This is a genomic window from Streptomyces armeniacus, assembly GCF_003355155.1.
GTDB lineage: Bacteria > Actinomycetota > Actinomycetes > Streptomycetales > Streptomycetaceae > Streptomyces > Streptomyces armeniacus.
The window spans coordinates 1534603-1554119 of record NZ_CP031320.1 but is presented as its reverse complement, the minus strand read 5'-3'; the positions used below and the strand labels follow the sequence as shown (position 1 = coordinate 1554119).

Genomic DNA, 19517 nt, shown 5'->3' with positions numbered 1-19517 from the left:
AGAGGAAACGGGAAACGGTCCCGTTCGCCTTGTTCCTCCGAACCGCCTGCCGCACGCTGACATCCGGTGACCGGCGGCTGCTCGGACGGAGTTGACGGAGGTCGATGTGCCTGATCAGCCGCCCCGATTCGGACCGGAACTCCGCAGACTGCGCCTCGCGGCGGGGCTGTCCCTCACCCGCCTCGGCCAGCTCGTGCACTACAGCAAGGGCCAGCTCAGCAAGGTGGAGCGCGGCCTCAAACCGCCCGGCCTTCAGCTGGCGCGACTCTGCGACGCGGCGCTGAGCGCGGACGGCCGGCTGGCCGGTCTGGTGCCCGAGCAGTCACCGGAAGCAGAGCTTCCCGAGACGAGCGACGACGGTGAGGTGTGGCTCATGCAGCTGTCCACGGACGGCTCCAGCTGGTTCCAGCCGGTCAGCCGGCGACAGGTGGTGGCGGTGGGCGCGGCGTCAGCCGTCGCGCTGGGCATCGGGGCGGCGGCCGCGTCTGCCTCTGCCTCCGCCGACTCCGTATCCGCTTCCGCCGCCGCGGACGGGACGACGCTACTGGACGGCGCACGCTCCTTATTCGACCAGTACCGGCGGCTCGGCCAGACCGCCAGCCCCGAGATCGTCCTCCCCGCCCTCATCGCGCAGACGCACACCCTCCGGGAACTGTCCGCCCGTACGGGAGCCCGCACTCGTCGTGGCCTGCTCACCCTGGCGTCGCGGTACGCGGAGTACGTCGGCTGGCTGACCCAGGAGACGGGCAACGACCAAGCGGCGCTCTGGTGGACCGACCGTGCCGTGGAGCTGGCAGCCGCGGGCGGCGACCACGACCTCGCCGCGTACGCACTGGTGCGCCGCGCCCTCGTCACCTTCTACCGCGGCGACGCCACCCAGACCGTCGAGCTGGCCGAACGGGCCCAGGCAGCCGAGCCCCCTCCCAGGATCTGGGGACTGGCCGCACAGCAAGAGGCCCAGGGCCACGCGCTCGCGGGCCGATACGACGCTTGCATGCGCGGCCTTGATCGAGCGCGCGTATCCCTGGCAGCGAGTGGGCCCGACCCTGACTCACCCGTCATTGGCACCACTCATCTCTCCGACCCTGTCTCCATGATCACCGGCTGGTGCCTGCACGATCTTGGCCGACCAAGGGAGGCGGCCGAGGTACTGGACCGTGAAATCGCCCAAATTCCCGGCCACGCGCTCCGAACCCACGTCCGCTACGGCGTGCGCCGCGCACTCGCTCATGCGACGGCCGGCGAGATCGACCATGCCTGCGAGCTGGTACGTCCCCTATTTGCCGCCTCGGAAGCCGTGACCTCCGCGACCACCAACGTGGACACACGGCGGCTAGCACGCACTCTGAACCGATTTCCCGATCATCCGGCCGTACGGGAGCTGAGTCCGTACCTCACCGCAGCCCTGCATGGGGCAGCTACCTAAGCCGCACAGAGGCCGGTGCGCCGAACATCCAAGTCCCAGCAGAAGGGAACCGCCATGTCCCCCTCGGAAATCTTCGTCAACTACCGCACAACTGACGAGGCAAGCAGTGCCGTGCTAATCGAGGACAAACTGTCCCAACGGTTCGGCTCAGACAGTGTCTTCCGGGACCACAAGTCCATCAAAGCCGGAGAGAAGTATCCCGAGAAGCTCCTCAGCGGTGTCCGCCGGTGCAGCGTTCTGATTGCAGTGATCGGCCCGGAGTGGACCTCTGCCCGCAATGAGCGAGGACAACGGTCCCTGGACAACGTTGATGACTGGACTCGCCGGGAAATCGTGGAAGCACTGCACTGCGGCGTACATGTCATCCCCGTGCTCGTCACCCCACGTACTGCACCACTCACCGAAGCTGAGCTTCCTGCAGCGCTCGCCGACCTGGCTCACCGCCAGTACCGGCAGTTCAATGCCCGCACCTTCAACACCGACATCACGCAACTGGGTGACGACATCGCCGAACTGGTCCCTCGGCTCGGTCGGCTGGACCGTGACTTCGCAACGAGGGCTCCCCAACACCCCTCCGGTTCGGTGCGCAACTCCGTCGCCGACGTACATGGCTCGGTGACACAAACCGGCGACTACACGAACCAGCAAACCGGGGGCATAGGAAGTCTCACAGGTGACGTGGGCACCTTCCTCGACCGTCCGCAAGGTCCAGTCAACACCGGTTCGGGCCCTCAGTACTACGGCTCCGTGCACCAAACCGGCGACGGCGCGAACCAGGTCTCAGGTAGCAACGACGGTGGCATTCGTCAGGAGTTCGGCAAGTCCCAGGCCCGCCGTGACAAAAACGCCCGGGAGGGCGGTGGCGAGTGAACAGGTGGCTCGATTCCCTGGTCCTAGGTAGCCAAGGGCCTGTCAACATGGGCCCGGGCCCTCAGCTCATCTTCAACACGCCCGTACCCTTTCCGCCGAGCGGTCAAAGAGACCGTCGCCGAGCGGTCGCCCGCGAACACGTCGGCCGGCTCAGGCAGCTCTTCATCGAACCGCACGGTTTCCGCCAGGCGCACTCCACTCTGAGCCGGATGGGCGCGGTCCTGCTCACCGGTCCGCCGGGAAGTGGCAGGCGTACGGCAGCCATGATGCTGCTCAGCAAGCTCTTCCATGATTCCGACGACTTCCACGAGATAACCCTGGACGAAGGAGACCCCTCGCTCGACCCCGACCTCATCGGGGACAACGACCGGCTGCTACTGGATCTTTCGCTCTGTGAAGAGTCGCGGTACCCCAAGGCGCAGGCCAAAGTAGCCGCCTTCCTTCCGCTTCTCCGTGCCCGGGGGTCGGTCCTGGTCGTCGTGCTGCCGCACCATCTCGAGCAGCGGCCACATGACGATTTCTCCCTGTACACGGTGGAGATCGAACGCCCTCGGGGGGCCGCACTGCTATGGCGCTGCTTGCGACTGGCGGAGATTTACCCGGCTCCCGAGGAGCTGAGGGAACCGAAACTGGCGGAGTTCCTTGACTCCTCACCTGGCATGGAAACCATCACCTCTTTCGCCGATCTCGTGGTACGCGCACGGAGGAGAAGCAGGCAACACGAGGGCTTCCCGGCGTGGCGGGACGAGGCGATCCGTGCACTCCTCAACCGTAGTCGGAATGCGGCAGCGGACATCGTCCTCCACGACGGCCAGCGGCGTGCCCTGTGCCTCTCTACGGCAATGCTGCATGAAGCCCCGCCGGATGAGATCTTCAGCGCGAACGAAGAACTGCTCTGTGTGCTCCGCCAACCCGTGGATGAACGACCGCGACTGGACCACACGGATCTCACGCGACGGTTCTCAGACATCAAAGCACAGCCGGATGGGTACGGTCGGGTCCAGTTTGACTTACTCGCTTATGATGCGGCGGTACGTACACACTTCTGGACTTACTACCCTGATCTGCGGCCTCAGTTCCGGACGTGGGTGGGACGCTGCGTGCAGCGGCCCACGCTGGGGCGTCAGGCACGGAGCAGTCTCATTTACCGCTTCGCCGAGCAGTGTCTTCGCGTAGACCGTCCCGACGACCTGACCGGGCTCGTCTGTCAGTGGACAGCTGCGGGCAAGTCGGATCATCTCCTTGAAGCCGGATACCTCGCCCTGATGCACGGCCTCGAGCATGAACGGTACGGGGCGCGGTTCCGTCATGAGCTCTGGGAGTGGTCTCGTGAGCCGAACCTATCCGAGAGCCTCGCCCGAGTGCTGACCAGCGTGTGCTCCGAGGTGGTGGCGACTCGGCACCCGGACCAGGCCCTTGTGCGTCTCCACCATCTGTCCCGGCATCGGTGCAATTCCGCCGCCGACAACGCGCGGAACGCCCTCCTGCAACTCGTCCGCCCAGACAACCGCCTGTGGCGGCGACTCCTGCACCGCCTCTGTCGTGATCTGCCCCGCATCGCCCAAGAGCGTGACGCCGCGGTGTTCTTGGAGCTCGCGACCCCATCACGGCTCACCGACTCGGGGTCCCGCACACGGCCGCTCATCACGAACGCGGAGATCCGCACGCAACTCCTCACCTGCTGGACAGCCGTGGTCCACCAGCAACCACGCACGTTCTGGGAGCCGTACGCACAACGCTGGCTGACAGCGGCCAGCGAGGACATCCTCAACCGTGAACGGTTGCTGGACATCCTTGTAGATGCCTGCGCACACGAAAGCCGGGCTCTGAGTCAGCTCTACGTCGTCGCCCGTGATTGGGCCGCCCGCTCCCAATCGGACAGCCGGGCAAGTCACACAGAGGTCTCCAGCAGGCTCAGCACGAAGCTCCGGGCAGTGCTCGGCGTCAAGCTCCCCTCCCCCCATCCACGTGACCCCCAGGAGACAGCGCCATGAGTTCTGGCCACAAGACGCTGACGGTCTTCCTCACCGTGATCGTCGGGCTGCTGCTCACCATCCTCAACCTCTGCCTCCACTGGCCTCTGTGGACGTGGCCGGTCATGGCGACCCTGCTGCCTGTCACTGCGCTGACGGCTGCGAAGGTCTCCGCACCGAGCGAGGAATTCATACCCCGCGAATGCCGCCTGGCGCCGGACATACCTGTTGCGGAGCCAGAACGGCGTGAACAACGAGTGACGGCCGTCAGCCTGCCGAGTTCCGAGGCCGACTACGACTTCCTGTTGTCCGCCACAGTCCTCTGGCGTCCCTTGGAAGCTGCTCCGGACGCACCGCCGGTCAGCCACAGCGGCTTGGCCGTCAGCGCGATCCTCCATCGTGCCGGGCAGATCACGGCCAATCAGCCGCCGCGTAGAAGCGCACTCGCACAACACCAGTTAAACGGCGTGCTGGGCGTGATGAAGGCAGACGCGACTGGGCGTGTTCTCGCCATGGCGGAAGATGTGACGCTCACCCTCTCCGACGCCGACGCCGCGCGGCTCAAGAAGCTCTCGACTGTCCGCAAAGACACTGTGCTCTGGGAGCACGAGCGGAAGTACGAGTGCGACAGGCGCACATACCTCGGTCAGGACGTGCTCAAGGACACAGGCAGCGCCGTCGTCTGGTGGCTCACCAAGAACGAAGATGAGGTCAAGAAGACCGTCGATGACATCGGCCTTCTCGCGCAACTGTCCTCTGCTGCCAACAACAGGGAGATCCCAGACCTGTTCGAGCACATGGTGCCCTACCCGGTTCCGACTTCGGTACGCGAACAGGGCCCGCCGTACGACTCTCCGCCGGATCAGTACGGGAACGGCCATGAACCGATGGAATCGCCGGAGGCCATGGGAGCAGAACGCTTCGGCGCCATGCTCGCTTCCCTGGGAATTGCCCCAGACGACGCCGAGTCAGCCTTTCTCGCCCAGCAGTGGGCGCAACTGTTGGGCGCACTTGGCCACGGCACAGCGGCCGACGCCATCCGGACCAGATTCGACATACCCGCCCCGTCCGGGATGAGCCCTGACGCAACCGATGACGCTGAGGATGCCGGTGACGCGGGCAAAGACGCCGCCGGGTGCGGCTGAGGCCCGGCCGGCCTCCGCGGTGCGGAGGGCGGCCGGGCCCCGGTGTCGTGCTTCAGCGCTTCGGTGCCTCCGTGGAGGGACCGGTGCGGGTCAGAGGCCCGCGGCCTTGCGGAGCGCGTCGACGCGGTCCGTGCGCTCCCAGGTGAAGTCCGGGAGGTTGCGGCCGAAGTGGCCGTACGCCGCGGTCTGGGCGTAGATCGGGCGCAGCAGGTCGAGGTCGCGGATGATCGCGGCCGGGCGGAGGTCGAAGACCTCCGAGATGGCCTGCTCGATCTTCTCGACGTCGATGGCCGCGGTGCCGAAGGTCTCCACGAAGAGGCCCACCGGCTCGGCCTTGCCGATCGCGTACGCGACCTGCACCTCGCAGCGGCTGGCGAGGCCCGCGGCGACGACGTTCTTCGCGACCCAGCGCATCGCGTACGCCGCTGAACGGTCCACCTTGGACGGGTCCTTGCCGGAGAAGGCGCCGCCGCCGTGGCGGGCCATGCCGCCGTAGGTGTCGATGATGATCTTGCGGCCGGTCAGGCCCGCGTCGCCCATCGGGCCGCCGATCTCGAACCGGCCCGTCGGGTTGACCAGCAGCCGGTACCCCTCGGTGTCCAGCTTGATGCCGTCGTCCACCAGGGCCTGCAGCTCCGGCTCGACGACGAACTCGCGGATGTCCGGGGCGAGCAGCGAGTCCAGGTCGATGTCGGCCGCGTGCTGCGACGAGACGACGACGGTGTCGAGGCGTACGGCCTTGTCGCCGTTGTACTCGATGGTGACCTGGGTCTTGCCGTCAGGGCGCAGGTACGGGATGGTCCCGTTCTTGCGTACGGCGGAGAGCCGCTCGGAGAGCCGGTGCGCCAGCGTGATGGGCAGCGGCATGAGCTCGGCGGTCTCGTCACAGGCGTAGCCGAACATCAGGCCCTGGTCGCCGGCGCCCTGCTTGTCGAGCTCGTCCTCATCGCCTTCGACGCGCTTCTCGTACGCAGTGTCGACGCCCTGCGCGATGTCGGGGGACTGTGCCCCGATCGACTCCGAGACACCGCAGGAGGCGCCGTCGAAGCCCTTCTTGGACGAGTCGTAACCGATGTCCAGGATCTTGTTGCGCACGAGCGAGGAGATCGGCGCGTAGGCCTTGGTGGTCACCTCGCCGGCGACGTGCACCAGACCGGTGGTGATCAGTGTCTCGACGGCGACCCGCGAGTGCGGGTCCTCCTTCAGGAGTGCGTCGAGGATGGTGTCGCTGACCTGGTCAGCGATCTTGTCAGGGTGACCCTCGGTCACAGATTCCGAGGTGAACAGGCGGCGGGACACATCGCTCCCTGGGGTTGCAGCGGCTGCTGGCTGAACATGGCGGACCGGTCGGAGGCTGCGCCCGACGTACGGTCGCCGCCAGTTTATCCATCTCCACCCGCATCCAATCATGTGCGTCTCGAACTGCGACACGACGTTGACCTGCGTGACCGGTTCGGGCCGAGTTTTCCACAGCCGGACAAGAGGGGAGATGTCGCATTCTGTCCTGCTGTTCCTTCGGGCTCTCGCGGGACCTCCGCGCGGCCGCGCCGCGGGGCCCGCGCGGCGCCCCGCCTCAGCCCTTCGGAATTCGGCGTACGACCAGGTCCCACAGCGTGTCGGCGAGCGCTTCCTTGGGTCCGTACGGCACCGGGGTCTCGCCGCCGTCGGCGGCGAGGATGACCGCTTCGTTCTCCGCCGAGCCGAATGTCTTCCGCTCCCCCACCTCGTTCACCACAAGAAGGTCGCAACCCTTGCGCGCGAGCTTCGCACGACCGTTGGCCAAGACGTTGTGGGTCTCGGCGGCGAAGCCGACGACGAGCTGTCCGGGGCGGGCGCGGGTGCCGGCGAGCTCCGCCAGAATGTCTGGGTTACGGGTGAGTGCGACCGGTTCCGGTTCCCTGTCCCCCTCTTTTTTGATCTTGCCTTCGGCGTAGACGGCAGGGCGGAAATCAGCCACCGCCGCCGCCATCACCACCGCGTCGGCGTCGGCCGCCGCCTTCAGGACGGCCTCCCGCAGCTGCACCGCCGTACCGGCGTGGACCACGTCCACGCCCGCCGGGTCCGGCAGGACGCTGTTCGCGGCGACCAGGGTGACGCGGGCACCGCGGGCGGCGGCGGTACGGGCGAGGGCGTAGCCCTGCTTGCCGGACGAGCGGTTGCCCAGGTAGCGCACCGGGTCCAAGGGCTCGCGGGTGCCGCCGGCGCTGACCACGACGTGGCGGCCGGCGAGGTCGGGCTCGGCCGCCTCGGGGCCGCGGGCCAGGACGCGGCGGCAGAGCTCGTAGATCTCGCCCGGTTCGGGCAGGCGGCCCTTGCCGGTGTCCACGCCGGTGAGCCGGCCGACGGCCGGTTCGATGACGACGGCGCCGCGGCGCCGCAGCGTGGCGACGTTCTCCCTGGTCGCGGGGTGCTCCCACATCTCGGTGTGCATGGCGGGCGCGAACACGACCGGGCAGCGCGCGGTGAGCAGCGTGTTCGTCAGCAGGTCGTCCGCGAGCCCGTGGGCCGCCTTCGCGAGCAGGTCGGCGGTCGCCGGGGCGACGACGACCAGATCGGCGGTCTGCCCGATGCGTACGTGCGGCACGTCCTCGACGTGCTCCCAGACTTCCGTCGTCGCGGGCCGGCCCGAGAGCGCCGACCACGTGGCCTCGCCGACGAAGTGCAGCGCGGAATCGGTCGGCACGGCCCGCACCTCGTGTCCGGACTCCACGAAACGGCGCAGCAGCTCACACGCCTTGTACGCGGCGATGCCGCCGCCCACCCCCAGGACGACCCTGGGCCTGGCCCGCTCTTCCATCGGCTGTCTCTCCCCACGCACGGTGACGGCCACGGTGACACCCGTGTCCGGCGGTTACGGCGGTCTGTCCGGCGGTTACGGCGGTCGCGCACGCCACAGCGGTCGAAGACCGCCCGTTACGACGGCCCGCCCGGCCCTCGTACTCCCCCATGACACACCACGGGCCCGGCGCTCGCGCTGCCGGGCCCGTGGGACGTGAAGCTCGTACGGGACGCTCTCGTACGGGACGTTACTGCGGCGGGGCCTCGATGGCCTCGGACGTCAGCAGGCCCGCGTTGATCTCGCGGAGCGAGATGGAGAGCGGCTTCTCGTGGACGTGGGTGTCCACCAGCGGGCCGACGTACTCGAGCAGGCCCTCACCGAGCTGCGAGTAGTACGCGTTGATCTGACGCGCACGCTTCGCGGCGTAGATCACCAGGCTGTACTTCGAGTCGGTGGCCTCGAGCAGCTCATCAATCGGAGGGTTGATGATGCCCTCGGGCGTGGTGATGGAAGAGGACACGCGCTGCCTTCCAGAAGGTGGATCGGAGTCATTCGACGTTCATCAAGGCTAGCAGCTCCGCGCTGACCTCCTCGACGGAGGTGTTGACCAGCGTCGCGTCGAACTCCGGCTCGGCCGCCAGCTCCTCGCGGGCGGCCGCCAGCCGGCGTTCGATGACCTCCGGTGACTCGGTACCGCGGCCGGTCAGGCGGCGTACGAGCTCGTCCCAGCTGGGCGGCGCGAGAAAGACGAGCTGCGCCTCCGGCATGGACTCGCGGACCAGCCGGGCACCCTGGAGATCGATCTCGAGGAGCACCGGCGACCCGGCCTCCAGCCGGTCCAGCACGGCCCTGCGCGGCGTGCCGTAGCGGTTGCCCGCGAACTCGGCCCACTCCAGCAGCTCGCCGTTGGCGATCAGCTTGTCGAACTCCTCGCCGTCCATGAAGAAGTACTCGACGCCGTGCCGCTCGCCGGGGCGCGGTCTGCGGGTGGTGGCCGAGACCGACAGCCACACCTCGGGGTGTTCCTTGCGCAGATGAGCGACGACCGTGCTCTTGCCGACCCCTGAGGGGCCGGAGAGCACGGTCAGCCGCGTGCGTGCTTCCGGGGGTGCGGGGGTCGCCCCCCGGGAGACAGCAGTAGTCATGGAGCGATTATCCAGGTTTCCAGAGGTCGCTGGAAACGTCAGGTCAAGGCTCAGGCCGACGCCCCGCCGAACTCGCGCTCCAGTGCGGCGATCTGGTTGGAGCCGAGCCCGCGCACCCGGCGGCTCTCGGAGATCCCGAGACGCTCCATGATCTGCTTGGCGCGGACCTTGCCCACGCCGGGCAGCGACTCGAGGAGGGCGGAGACCTTCATCTTGCCGATGACGTCGTTCTCCTGGCCCTGCTTGATCACGTCGTGCAGGGTCGCGCCGGAATGCTTGAGCCGATTCTTGACCTCGGCGCGCTCCCGGCGAGCCGCGGCGGCCTTCTCGAGCGCGGCTGCGCGCTGTTCAGGGGTAAGGGGCGGAAGAGCCACGCCTACGTCACCTCGGATGTCGAACTGTCGGATATGGATGATCGGTGAGGAACCTAGTGGCCCCGCACCTGCGGAGCAACGAGCAACACGTCCCCTCGGTCCTTCGGACCTGGGGAGACCCCATGCCTCGGTCCTTCGGGCCCAGGGAGGCCCCCTGGACCCTTCGGGCCTGGGGAGACCCCACGCCGCAGTCTCCGGACCTGGGATGTCCCCCCGGGTTCGCGGTGCTCTCGTCGGAGACTAGCGGTCGAAGGCCGCTGAGTCAGCGAGAACAGCGGAAAAGTCCTGGTCAGCCTCAACTGACCAGGACATTCCAGGGCAAATTACCGCGACTTTATGGGCGGTCCAAGCTCAGCCGATGGCTTCTGCGAGCTGTTCCGCCTCGATCCGGGCGGCTTTCCGCAGTGCTTCCGGGTCCGGACCGTGCCGCAGTACGCCCCTGCTGACGCTCGGCAGCACGTTCCCCGCGGCGCTTCCGAAGACCCGCCGCAGATCCCCGGCGGTCGCCCCCTGGGCCCCGATTCCGGGTGCGAGGAGCGGGCCGTTGATGCCGAGATCGGCGTCCGCCTCGGCCAGCGTCGCGCCGACCACCGCGCCGAACGAGCCGAGCGGCTCCGCGCCCTCGTTCTCGGCCGCCAGCCGGTCCAGTACGGCCTGGGCGACCGTACGGCCGTCCGCGCCGCGGGCGCGCTGCACGTCGGCGCCCTCGGGATTGGAGGTGAGGGCCAGTACGAAGACGCCGGAGCCGGACTCGCGTGCCGCGTCCAGCGCGGGCCGCAGCGAGCCGAAGCCGAGGAACGGGCTGAGGGTGACGGCGTCCGCGTGCAGCGGGGCGTCCGCGCGGAGGTACGCGTCGGCGTACGCGGCCATGGTCGAGCCGATGTCGCCGCGCTTGGCGTCCATCAGCACCAGGGCGCCGGCCTCGCGGGCCCGTGCCACGGCCGCTTCCAGCACGGCGACGCCCGCGGAGCCGAAGCGCTCGAAGAACGCGGACTGCGGCTTCAGCACCGCGACCCGGTCGGCGAGCGCGTCCACCACGGTGTGCGTGAAGTTGCGCAGCCCCTCCACGTCGTCGTCCAGCCCCCAGTCCGCGAGCAGCGACGGGTGCGGGTCGATGCCCACGCACAGCGGCCCGCGGGTGTCCATGGCGTGCCGCAGCCGGGCGCCGAAGGGGGCGCGGGGGTCCGTTCCGGGCGAGTGCGTGCTCATGCGTCCGCCTTACGGGTCCGTGCGTCGGCGCCGACCGCCTCCGCGAGCGTGGCGTACGGGCTAACCCGCAGGCGCGCGGCCAGGCCCTTGTGCAGGGTGCGGGACCACAGCGGGCCCTCGTAGACGAAAGCGGTGTAGCCCTGTACGAGGCCGGCGCCGGCCAGGATGCGCTGCCAGGCGTCCTCCGCGTCGGTGATGCCGCCGGCGCCCACCAGCGTGAGCCGGTCGCCGACCCGCGCGTACAGGCGGCGCAGGACCTCCAGGGAGCGCTCCCTGAGGGGTGCGCCGGAGAGGCCGCCGGTCTCGGCCGTGAGCGCCGGGTCCGAGGTCAGGCCCAGTCCGTCGCGGGCGATGGTGGTGTTGGTGGCGATGATCCCGTCAAGGCCGAGGTCGGCGGCGAGGTCGGCGACGGCGTCGACGTCCTCGTCGGCGAGGTCAGGCGCGATCTTCACCAGCAGCGGCACGCGGCGCCCGGTGACGGCGCGGTCGGCGGCCTCGCGTACGGCCGTGAGCAGGGGCCGCAGCCGGTCTGCCGCCTGGAGGTCGCGCAGGCCGGGGGTGTTGGGCGACGACACGTTGACGACCAGGTAGTCGGCGTACGGGGCGAGCCGTTCCGCCGAGGTGACGTAGTCCGCGACGGCACCCGATTCGGGGACGGCCTTGGTCTTGCCGATGTTGACGCCGACCACCGTACGGAACGCGGGCCTGCGGGCCGCGAGCCGGGCGGCGACGGCGGCGGAGCCGTCGTTGTTGAAGCCCATGCGGTTGATCAGGGCGCGGTCCGCGGTCAGCCGGAATAGCCGCGTCCGCTCGTTGCCGGGCTGTGGCTGCCCGGTCACGGTGCCGATCTCCACGTGGTCGAAGCCGAGCATGCTCAGGCCGTCGATGCCGGTGGCGTTCTTGTCGAAGCCGGCCGCCAGCCCGAACGGCCCGTGCATCCGCAGCCCCAGCGCCTCCGTACGCAGCTCGCGGTGCCGCGGCGCGAGATACGCCGCGGCGAAGGTGCGCAGCACCGGCACCCGGGCGACCGCCCGGATCAGCGCGAACGCCGCCCGGTGCGCGTCCTCCGGGTCCAGCCGCCGCAGTACGAGCCGGAACAGCAGTCCGTACGCGCTCACCGGCCTCACGCCTCCCGCGCCGCGGTCAGGTGCTCGGCGTGCTCCTGCAGGGAGCGCACGCCCACCTCGCCGCGCCCCAGCGCCTCGATGCCCTGCACGGCCGCGGCCAGCGCCTGGACGGTGGTCAGGCAGGGCACGGAGCGGGCGACGGCGGCCGTACGGATGTCGTAGCCGTCGAGGCGCCCGCCGGTGCCGTAGGGGGTGTTGATGATGAGGTCGACCATGCCGTCGTGGATGAGCTGCACGATGGTCTTTTCGCCGTGCGCGCCCTCGCCCTCGCTCTGCTTGCGTACGACCTTGGCCTCTATGCCGTTCCGCCTGAGCACCTCGGCGGTGCCGGAGGTGGCGAGCAGCTCGAAGCCCAGCCCCACGAGTTCGCGGGCCGGGAAGATCATGGAGCGCTTGTCGCGGTTGGCGACGGAGACGAAGGCGCGGCCCTTGGTCGGCAGCGCGCCGTACGCGGCGGCCTGCGACTTCGCGTACGCCGTGCCGAAGACCGAGTCGATGCCCATGACCTCGCCGGTGGAACGCATCTCCGGGCCCAGGATCGTGTCCACGCCGCGGCCCTGGACGTCGCGGAAGCGGGTCCACGGCAGGACGGCCTCCTTGACCGAGATCGGCGCGTCCATCGGCAGCGTGCCGCCGTCGCCCGCGGCCGGGAGCATGCCCTCGGCGCGCAGTTCGGCGACGGTCGCGCCGAGGGAGATCCGGGCGGCGGCCTTGGCCAACGGTACGGCGGTGGCCTTGGAGGTGAAGGGGACGGTGCGGGAGGCGCGCGGGTTGGCCTCCAGGACGTAGAGGATGTCCCCGGACAGCGCGAACTGGATGTTGATCAGCCCGCGTACGCCGACGCCCTTGGCGATGGCCTCCGTCGACTTCCGCAGCCGCTTGACGTCGAAGCCGCCGAGGGTGATCGGGGGCAGCGCGCAGGCGGAGTCGCCGGAGTGGATGCCGGCCTCCTCGATGTGTTCCATGACGCCGCCGAGGTAGAGCTCGTGGCCGTCGTAGAGGGCGTCGACGTCGATCTCGATGGCGTCGTCGAGGAAGCGGTCGATCAGCACCGGGTGCTCGGACATGAGTCCGGCGTGCCGGGTGAGGTACTCCCCCAGCGACGGCTCGTCGTACACGATCTCCATGCCGCGCCCGCCGAGCACGTACGAGGGCCGGACCATGACCGGGAAGCCGATCTCGGCGGCGATGTGCCGGGCCTGCTCGAAGGAGTACGCGGTGCCGTACTTGGGCGCGGGCAGCCCGGCGTCGGTCAGCACGCGGCCGAAGGCGCCGCGCTCCTCGGCGAGGTTGATGGCCTCGGGCGAGGTGCCGACGACGGGTACGCCGTTGTCCTTGAGGCCCTGCGCCAGGCCGAGCGGTGTCTGCCCGCCGAGCTGGACGATGACGCCCGCGACGGGGCCGGCCTGCCGTTCGGCGTGCACGATCTCCAGTACGTCCTCGAGGGTGAGCGGCTCGAAGTAGAGCCGGTCGGAGGTGTCGTAGTCGGTGGAGACGGTCTCCGGGTTGCAGTTGACCATGACGGTCTCGTAGCCGGCGGCGCTCAGCGCGAACGAGGCGTGGACGCAGGAGTAGTCGAACTCGATGCCCTGGCCGATGCGGTTGGGCCCGGAGCCGAGGATGATCACGGCGGGCTTCTCGCGGGGCGCCACCTCGGTCTCCTCGTCGTAGGAGGAGTAGAAGTACGGCGTGCGGGCGGCGAATTCGGCGGCGCAGGTGTCGACCGTCTTGTAGACCGGCCGTACGCCCAGGGCGTGGCGCACCTCGCGTACGACGTCCTCGCGCAGCTCGCGTACGGCGGCGATCTGCGCGTCGGAGAAGCCGTGCCGCTTGGCCTCGGCGAGGAGTTCGGTGTCGAGGCGCTCGGCGGCGGCGAGTTCGTCCGCGATCTCCTTGATCAGGAACAGCTGGTCGGTGAACCACGGGTCGATCTTCGTGGCGTCGAACACCTCCTCCTGGGTCGCACCGGCGCGGATGGCGGCCATCACGGTGTTGATGCGGCCGTCGGTGGGGCGGGCGGCGTCGGCCAGCAGGGCGTCCTTGCCGGGGAGTTCGGCGAGCGGGGTCGCGAAGTCGAACTGCGAGCCCTTCTTCTCCAGCGAACGGAGCGCCTTGTTCAGCGCCTCGGGGAAGTTGCGGCCGATGGCCATGGCCTCGCCGACCGACTTCATGGTGGTCGTGAGGGTGGCGTCCGCCGCCGGGAACTTCTCGAACGCGAACCGCGGCGCCTTCACCACCACGTAGTCCAGGGTGGGTTCGAACGAGGCGGGGGTCTGCTCGGTGATGTCGTTCGGGATCTCGTCCAGCGTGTAGCCGACGGCCAGCCGCGCGGCGATCTTCGCGATCGGGAAGCCGGTCGCCTTGGACGCGAGCGCGGAGGAACGGGACACGCGCGGGTTCATCTCGATGACGACGATCCGGCCGTCCTCCGGGTTGACCGCGAACTGGATGTTGCAGCCGCCGGTGTCCACGCCGACCTCGCGGATGACCGCGATGCCGATGTCCCGGAGGGTCTGGTACTCGCGGTCGGTCAGCGTCATCGCCGGGGCGACGGTGATCGAGTCGCCGGTGTGGACGCCCATCGGGTCGAAGTTCTCGATGGAGCAGACGACGACCACGTTGTCGTTGCGGTCGCGCATCAGCTCCAGCTCGTACTCCTTCCAGCCGAGGATCGACTCCTCCAGCAGCACCTCGGTGGTCGGCGACAGCGTCAGCCCCTGCCCGGCGATGCGGCGCAGCTCGTCCTCGTCGTGCGCGAAGCCGGAGCCCGCGCCGCCCATGGTGAAGGAGGGGCGTACGACGACGGGGAAGCCGCCCAGGCCCTCGACACCCGCCAGCACCTCCTCCATGGAGTGGCAGACGACCGAACGCGCGGAGTCGCCGTGGCCCGTACGGGCCTTCACGGCGGCCACGACGTCCTTGAACTGGTCGCGGTCCTCGCCCTTGTTGATCGCCTCGACGCTGGCGCCGATCAGCTCGACGTCGTACGCCCGCAGCGCGCCGGACTCGTGCAGGGAGATCGCGGCGTTCAGCGCGGTCTGGCCGCCCAGGGTGGGCAGGAGCGCGTCGGGGCGCTCGCGTTCGATGATGCGCTCCACGAACTCCGGGGTGATCGGCTCGACGTACGTGGCGTCGGCGATCTCCGGGTCGGTCATGATCGTGGCGGGGTTGGAGTTGACCAGGATCACGCGCAGGCCCTCGGACTTGAGCACACGGCACGCCTGGGTGCCGGAGTAGTCGAACTCGGCTGCCTGGCCGATGACGATCGGACCCGAGCCGATGACGAGCACGGACTGGATATCGGTGCGCTTAGGCACGCTGGCCCTCCATCGGGGATGTGCTGTCCGGCGCGCCGTCCCGCATGAGGTCGGCGAACCGGTCGAACAGGTAGGCGGCGTCGTGCGGTCCGGCCGCCGCCTCGGGGTGGTACTGGACGCTGAACGCGGGCCGGTCGAGCAGCCGCAGGCCCTCGACCACTCCGTCGTTCAGGCAGACGTGCGAGACCTCGGCCCGGCCGTACGGGGTGTCGCTGACCGTGTCGAGCGGCGCGTCGACGGCGAAGCCGTGGTTGTGCGCGGTGACCTCGACCTTGCCGGTGCCCCGGTCCTGTACGGGCTGGTTGATGCCGCGGTGCCCGTACTTCAGCTTGAAGGTGCCGAAGCCGAGCGCGCGGCCCAGGATCTGGTTGCCGAAGCAGATGCCGAACAGCGGGGTGCCGCGCTCCAGTACGCCCCGCATGAGGGCAACGGGGTGCTCGGCGGTGGCGGGGTCGCCGGGGCCGTTGGAGAAGAACACCCCGTCGGGGTTGACCGCGTACACGTCGTCGAGCGACGCGGACGCGGACAGCACGTGCACCTCGATGCCGCGCTCGGCCATCCGCCGCGGCGTCATGCCCTTGATGCCGAGGTCGACGGCGGCGACGGTGAAACGCTTCTCCCCGACCGCGGGCACGACGTACGGCTCCGTGGTGGCGACCTCGCCGCACAGGTCCGCGCCGGCCATCTGCGGCGCCGAGCGCACCCGTGCGAGCAGTTCGCCCTCGTCCGCGGGCTCGCCCTGCGGTCCCCGCGGGCGCAGCGCGTCGCCGGAGAAGATGCCGACGCGCATGGCGCCGCGCTCGCGCAGATGGCGGGTGAGGGCGCGGGTGTCGATGCCGCTGATGCCGACGACGCCCTGCGCCTCCAGCTCCTCGCCGAGGCCGCGTACGGAGCGCCAGTTGGACGGGACGCGTGCGGGGTCGCGTACGACATAGCCGGCCACCCAGATCCGCCGGGACTCCGGGTCCTCGTCGTTGACGCCGGTGTTGCCGATGTGCGGCGCGGTCATCACGACCACCTGGCGGTGGTACGAGGGGTCGGTCAGGGTCTCCTGGTAGCCGGTCATGCCGGTGCTGAAGACGGCCTCGCCGACGGTCTCGCCGACGGCGCCGTAGGCCCGCCCGCGGAAGGTGCGCCCGTCCTCCAGTACGAGGACGGCGGGGGTCTTCGGGGCTCTCGTGGACGTCGTCATGGTGCGTCTCCCTGGGTGCGCCGGGCCGGTTGCCGCCCGGCGGCCTGGTCGTGAAGTTCGGGGGCCCCGGCGTCCTCGGCGGGGCCGTCGCCGGCGGGGCCGCTCTCCCCCGCGAGGGCGCGTACGGCCTCGGCCCACTCCGGGTGCGCGGCCGCATGGTCGGAGCGGAAACCGGAGTCGAGCTCGCGGCCGCCGTGCTCCCAGGTGACGACCAGCAGGCCGCCCTCGGTGAGCACCTTGCCCGCGATGCCCTTGTCGAGCCGGGCGCCGCGCAGCTGCCGGGCGGGGACGAAGAAGTCCTGCGCACCGGGCCGTACGACGTCCAGCCCCGCGTCCGTCAGCGTGAGCTCCACCCTGCTGCGGGTGCCCAGGCCGCGGGCGACGACCCGGTCGAGCCACTGCCCGGCCGTCGTCGAGCCGTGGTACCGCCCGGACATGCGGAGCCGTACGGACTCGGAGTCGGCGGGCGCGGCGGGCGCGGCGGGCAGCTCGGGCAGGTCGCTCTGCAGCGTGCCGCGCCACTTCCAGCCCTGCCGCATCAGCCAGTACATCAGCACCACGAACAGCAGCAGCCCGACGGTCCAGCCGATGCGTTCCGCCCAGTCGGTGACCTCCTGGGACTTCTGCTCGGCGGCCAGTTCGATGAGGTGGTTCACGCCAGTTTCCCGTCCAAGACCGTGGCCGACCCCCGCAGGAACGTGTGCGTGACGCGCCCCGGCAGCTCGCGGCCCGCGTACGGGGTGTTGCGGCTGCGGGAGGCGAAGCCCGCGGGGTTCACCGGGCCACGGTATGCGGGATCGACGAGCGTCAGGTTGGCGGGCTCACCAGGCGAGACGGGCCGGCCGTGGCCCTCGAGGCGGCCGATGGCCGCGGGCCGTACGGACATCCGGTCGGCGACCCGCTCCCAGTCGAGCAGCCCGGTGTCGACCATCGTCTGCTGTACGACGGACAGCGCCGTCTCCAGGCCCACCATGCCCATGGCCGCGGCGCCCCACTCGCAGTCCTTGTCCTCGTGCGGGTGCGGCGCGTGGTCGGTGGCGACGCAGTCGATGGTGCCGTCGGCCAGCGCCTCGCGCAGGGCCAGCACGTCGGCCTCGGTGCGCAGTGGCGGGTTCACCTTGAAGACCGGGTCGTACGAGCGCACCAGCTCGTCGGTGAGCAGCAGGTGGTGCGGGGTGACCTCGGCGGTGACCGCCCAGCCCTTCGACTTGGCCCAGCGGATGATCTCCACCGAACCGGCCGTCGAGACATGGCAGATGTGCACCCGGGAGCCGACGTGTGCGGCGAGCAGCACGTCGCGGGCGATGATCGACTCCTCGGCGACAGCGGGCCAGCCGCCGAGGCCGAGCTCGGCGGAGACGATGCCCTCGTTCATCTGCGCGCCCTCGGTGAGCCGCGGCTCCTGGGCGTGCTGGGCGACGACGCCGTCGAAGGCCTTCACGTACTCCAGCGCGCGCCGCATGATCACCGCGTCGTCCACGCACTTGCCGTCGTCGGAGAACACCCGGACGCCGGCCGCCGAGTCGTACATCGCGCCCAGCTCCGCGAGCTGCTTGCCCTCCAGCCCGACGGTGACGGCGCCGACCGGCTGCACATCGCAGTAGCCGGACTCCCGGCCGAGCCGCCAGACCTGTTCGACGACGCCCGCGGTGTCGGCGACGGGGAAGGTGTTGGCCATCGCGTGCACGGCGGTGAACCCGCCCTGCGCGGCGGCCCTGGTGCCGGTGAGCACCGTCTCGGAGTCCTCGCGGCCGGGCTCGCGCAGATGCGTGTGCAGGTCGACGAGGCCGGGCAGCAGCACGTTCCCGGCGGCCTCGATGATCCGCGCGTCCGCGGCCTCCAGCGAGGCGCCGACCTCCGCGATGACGCCGCCGTCGAGCAGCACGTCCCGCGGTTCGCCGCCGAGGATCTTCGCGCCGCGGATCAGGGTCCTGGTTTCGCTCATGACGGGTTGCTCTCCTCGGTACGGGCGGCGGGGACGGTCGTGACGGCGGGCTCGCTGCCGCCGAGCAGCAGGTACAACACGGCCATCCGGATGCTGACGCCGTTGGTGACCTGCTCGACGGCGGTGCAGCGGGGCGAGTCGGCGACCTCGGCGGTGATCTCCATGCCGCGGTTCATCGGGCCGGGGTGCATGACCAGCGCGTGCTCGGGCATCCGGGCCATGCGTTCGCCGTCGAGGCCGTAGCGACGGGCGTACTCGCGCTCGGTCGGGAAGAAGGCGTCCTTCATCCGCTCGCGCTGCACGCGGAGCATCATCACGGCGTCGGACTTGGTGAGCACCGGGTCCAGGGCGTAGCTCACCTCGCAGGGCCAGCTGCCGATGCCGACCGGTACGAGTGTGGGCGGGGCGACCAGCGTGACGCGGGCGCCGAGGGTGCTCAGCAGGTGCACGTTGGACCGGGCGACGCGGCTGTGCAGGACGTCCCCGACGATCGTGATGTGCCGCCCGGACAGGTCGTGGCCCTCGCCGCCGGTCAGCCGGCGGCGCATGGTGAACGCGTCGAGCAGCGCCTGCGTCGGGTGCTCGTGGGTGCCGTCGCCGGCGTTGACGACCGAGCCGCCGATCCAGCCGGAGGTGGCCAGCCGGTGCGGGGCGCCGGAGTCGTGGTGCCGGATGACGACGGCGTCGGCGCCCATCGCCTCCAGGGTGAGCGCGGTGTCCTTGAGCGACTCGCCCTTTGAGACGGACGAGCCCTTGGCGGAGAAGTTGATGACGTCGGCGGACAGCCGCTTGGCCGCGGCCTCGAAGGAGATCCGGGTGCGCGTGGAGTCCTCGAAGAACAGGTTGACGACGGTGCGTCCGCGCAGGGTCGGCAGTTTCTTGATCGGCCGGTCCGCCACGCGTGCCATCTCCTCGGCGGTGTCGAGGATGAGGACGGCGTCGTCGCGGGTGAGGTCTGCGGCCGAGATGAGGTGACGCTTCATCTGATGCCTTACGTGGGTGAGGAGGTGTGCTG

The 19517-nt window shown here is 69.9% G+C and carries 16 protein-coding genes; 4 read left to right on the top strand and 12 right to left on the bottom strand.

Annotated elements, in window-relative coordinates; all coding sequences use genetic code 11:
- Positions 1–106: 106 nt before the first annotated feature.
- The 4 genes from DVA86_RS06830 to DVA86_RS06815 are packed head-to-tail and all read left to right on the top strand — an operon-like array spanning position 107 to position 5414.
- Complete coding sequence (locus tag DVA86_RS06830; protein WP_208876595.1) at positions 107–1426, top strand: helix-turn-helix domain-containing protein; 1320 nt, start codon at positions 107–109, stop codon at positions 1424–1426.
- A gap of 54 nt (positions 1427–1480) precedes the next feature.
- Positions 1481–2296, top strand: coding sequence for a toll/interleukin-1 receptor domain-containing protein (locus DVA86_RS06825; protein WP_208876594.1), 816 nt, complete (start codon positions 1481–1483; stop codon positions 2294–2296).
- Between the two features lie 47 nt (positions 2297–2343).
- Complete coding sequence (locus tag DVA86_RS06820; RefSeq protein WP_342776409.1) at positions 2344–4290, top strand: nSTAND3 domain-containing NTPase; 1947 nt, start codon at positions 2344–2346, stop codon at positions 4288–4290.
- Positions 4287–5414 (top strand): hypothetical protein, encoded by a 1128-nt coding sequence (locus DVA86_RS06815; protein WP_208876591.1) that lies wholly within the window; start codon positions 4287–4289, stop codon positions 5412–5414. The genes DVA86_RS06820 and DVA86_RS06815 overlap by 4 nt, the downstream gene beginning before the upstream one ends.
- Before the next feature lie 90 nt (positions 5415–5504).
- Here DVA86_RS06815 and metK read toward each other — a convergent pair whose 3' ends face one another.
- The 12 genes from metK to DVA86_RS06755 form a co-directional block, all read right to left on the bottom strand.
- Positions 5505–6713, bottom strand: a complete 1209-nt coding sequence (gene metK / locus DVA86_RS06810; RefSeq protein ID WP_208876590.1) for a methionine adenosyltransferase — start codon at positions 6711–6713, stop codon at positions 5505–5507.
- A 274-nt stretch (positions 6714–6987) separates the two neighbouring features.
- A complete protein-coding gene (gene coaBC / locus DVA86_RS06805) occupies positions 6988–8211 on the bottom strand; it encodes a bifunctional phosphopantothenoylcysteine decarboxylase/phosphopantothenate--cysteine ligase CoaBC (RefSeq protein WP_208876588.1) in 1224 nt (407 codons plus the stop codon).
- Positions 8212–8440: 229 nt separating this feature from the next.
- Positions 8441–8713: a DNA-directed RNA polymerase subunit omega gene (gene rpoZ / locus DVA86_RS06800; protein WP_027751092.1), complete on the bottom strand. Its 273-nt coding sequence runs from the start codon at positions 8711–8713 to the stop codon at positions 8441–8443.
- Positions 8714–8741: 28 nt separating this feature from the next.
- On the bottom strand, positions 8742–9338 hold the full coding sequence (gmk, locus tag DVA86_RS06795; protein ID WP_208876587.1) for a guanylate kinase: 597 nt from the start codon (positions 9336–9338) through the stop codon (positions 8742–8744).
- A 50-nt stretch (positions 9339–9388) separates the two neighbouring features.
- Entirely contained in the window at positions 9389–9712 is a 324-nt protein-coding gene (gene mihF / locus DVA86_RS06790) for an integration host factor, actinobacterial type (protein WP_028431629.1), read from the bottom strand.
- A 351-nt stretch (positions 9713–10063) separates the two neighbouring features.
- Positions 10064–10921 carry an orotidine-5'-phosphate decarboxylase gene (gene pyrF / locus DVA86_RS06785; RefSeq protein ID WP_208876586.1) on the bottom strand — a complete coding sequence of 286 codons (858 nt, stop codon included), beginning with the start codon at positions 10919–10921 and terminating at the stop codon, positions 10064–10066.
- A complete protein-coding gene (locus DVA86_RS06780) occupies positions 10918–12039 on the bottom strand; it encodes a quinone-dependent dihydroorotate dehydrogenase (RefSeq protein ID WP_208876584.1) in 1122 nt (373 codons plus the stop codon). Before DVA86_RS06780 ends, pyrF begins: the two co-directional genes overlap by 4 nt.
- Positions 12040–12044: 5 nt before the next feature.
- The gene (gene carB / locus DVA86_RS06775) at positions 12045–15365 is read right to left on the bottom strand and encodes a carbamoyl-phosphate synthase large subunit (protein ID WP_208876582.1); all 3321 of its coding nucleotides are present in this window, start codon (positions 15363–15365) and stop codon (positions 12045–12047) included.
- Positions 15358–16557 (bottom strand): glutamine-hydrolyzing carbamoyl-phosphate synthase small subunit, encoded by a 1200-nt coding sequence (carA, locus tag DVA86_RS06770; RefSeq protein WP_208876577.1) that lies wholly within the window; start codon positions 16555–16557, stop codon positions 15358–15360. Before carA ends, carB begins: the two co-directional genes overlap by 8 nt.
- Positions 16554–17213, bottom strand: coding sequence for a PH-like domain-containing protein (locus tag DVA86_RS06765; protein WP_245996375.1), 660 nt, complete (start codon positions 17211–17213; stop codon positions 16554–16556). The genes carA and DVA86_RS06765 overlap by 4 nt, the downstream gene beginning before the upstream one ends.
- Positions 17210–18502, bottom strand: coding sequence for a dihydroorotase (locus tag DVA86_RS06760; RefSeq protein ID WP_208876572.1), 1293 nt, complete (start codon positions 18500–18502; stop codon positions 17210–17212). The genes DVA86_RS06765 and DVA86_RS06760 overlap by 4 nt, the downstream gene beginning before the upstream one ends.
- Complete coding sequence (locus tag DVA86_RS06755) at positions 18499–19485, bottom strand: aspartate carbamoyltransferase catalytic subunit (RefSeq protein WP_208876570.1); 987 nt, start codon at positions 19483–19485, stop codon at positions 18499–18501. Before DVA86_RS06755 ends, DVA86_RS06760 begins: the two co-directional genes overlap by 4 nt.
- Positions 19486–19517: the final 32 nt, after the last annotated feature.

What these genes read in the sequence shown, in the direction of transcription:
- DVA86_RS06825 (WP_208876594.1), top strand. Translation starts at nt 1,481, where the DNA reads ATGTCCCCCTCGGAAATCTTCGTCAACTACCGCACAACTGACGAGGCA.
- DVA86_RS06820 (WP_342776409.1), top strand. Translation starts at nt 2,344, where the DNA reads ATGGGCCCGGGCCCTCAGCTCATCTTCAACACGCCCGTACCCTTTCCG.
- DVA86_RS06815 (WP_208876591.1), top strand. Translation starts at nt 4,287, where the DNA reads ATGAGTTCTGGCCACAAGACGCTGACGGTCTTCCTCACCGTGATCGTC.
- coaBC (WP_208876588.1), bottom strand. Translation starts at nt 8,211, where the DNA reads ATGGAAGAGCGGGCCAGGCCCAGGGTCGTCCTGGGGGTGGGCGGCGGC.
- gmk (WP_208876587.1), bottom strand. Translation starts at nt 9,338, where the DNA reads ATGACTACTGCTGTCTCCCGGGGGGCGACCCCCGCACCCCCGGAAGCA.
- pyrF (WP_208876586.1), bottom strand. Translation starts at nt 10,921, where the DNA reads ATGAGCACGCACTCGCCCGGAACGGACCCCCGCGCCCCCTTCGGCGCC.
- carA (WP_208876577.1), bottom strand. Translation starts at nt 16,557, where the DNA reads ATGACGACGTCCACGAGAGCCCCGAAGACCCCCGCCGTCCTCGTACTG.
- DVA86_RS06760 (WP_208876572.1), bottom strand. Translation starts at nt 18,502, where the DNA reads ATGAGCGAAACCAGGACCCTGATCCGCGGCGCGAAGATCCTCGGCGGC.
- DVA86_RS06755 (WP_208876570.1), bottom strand. Translation starts at nt 19,485, where the DNA reads ATGAAGCGTCACCTCATCTCGGCCGCAGACCTCACCCGCGACGACGCC.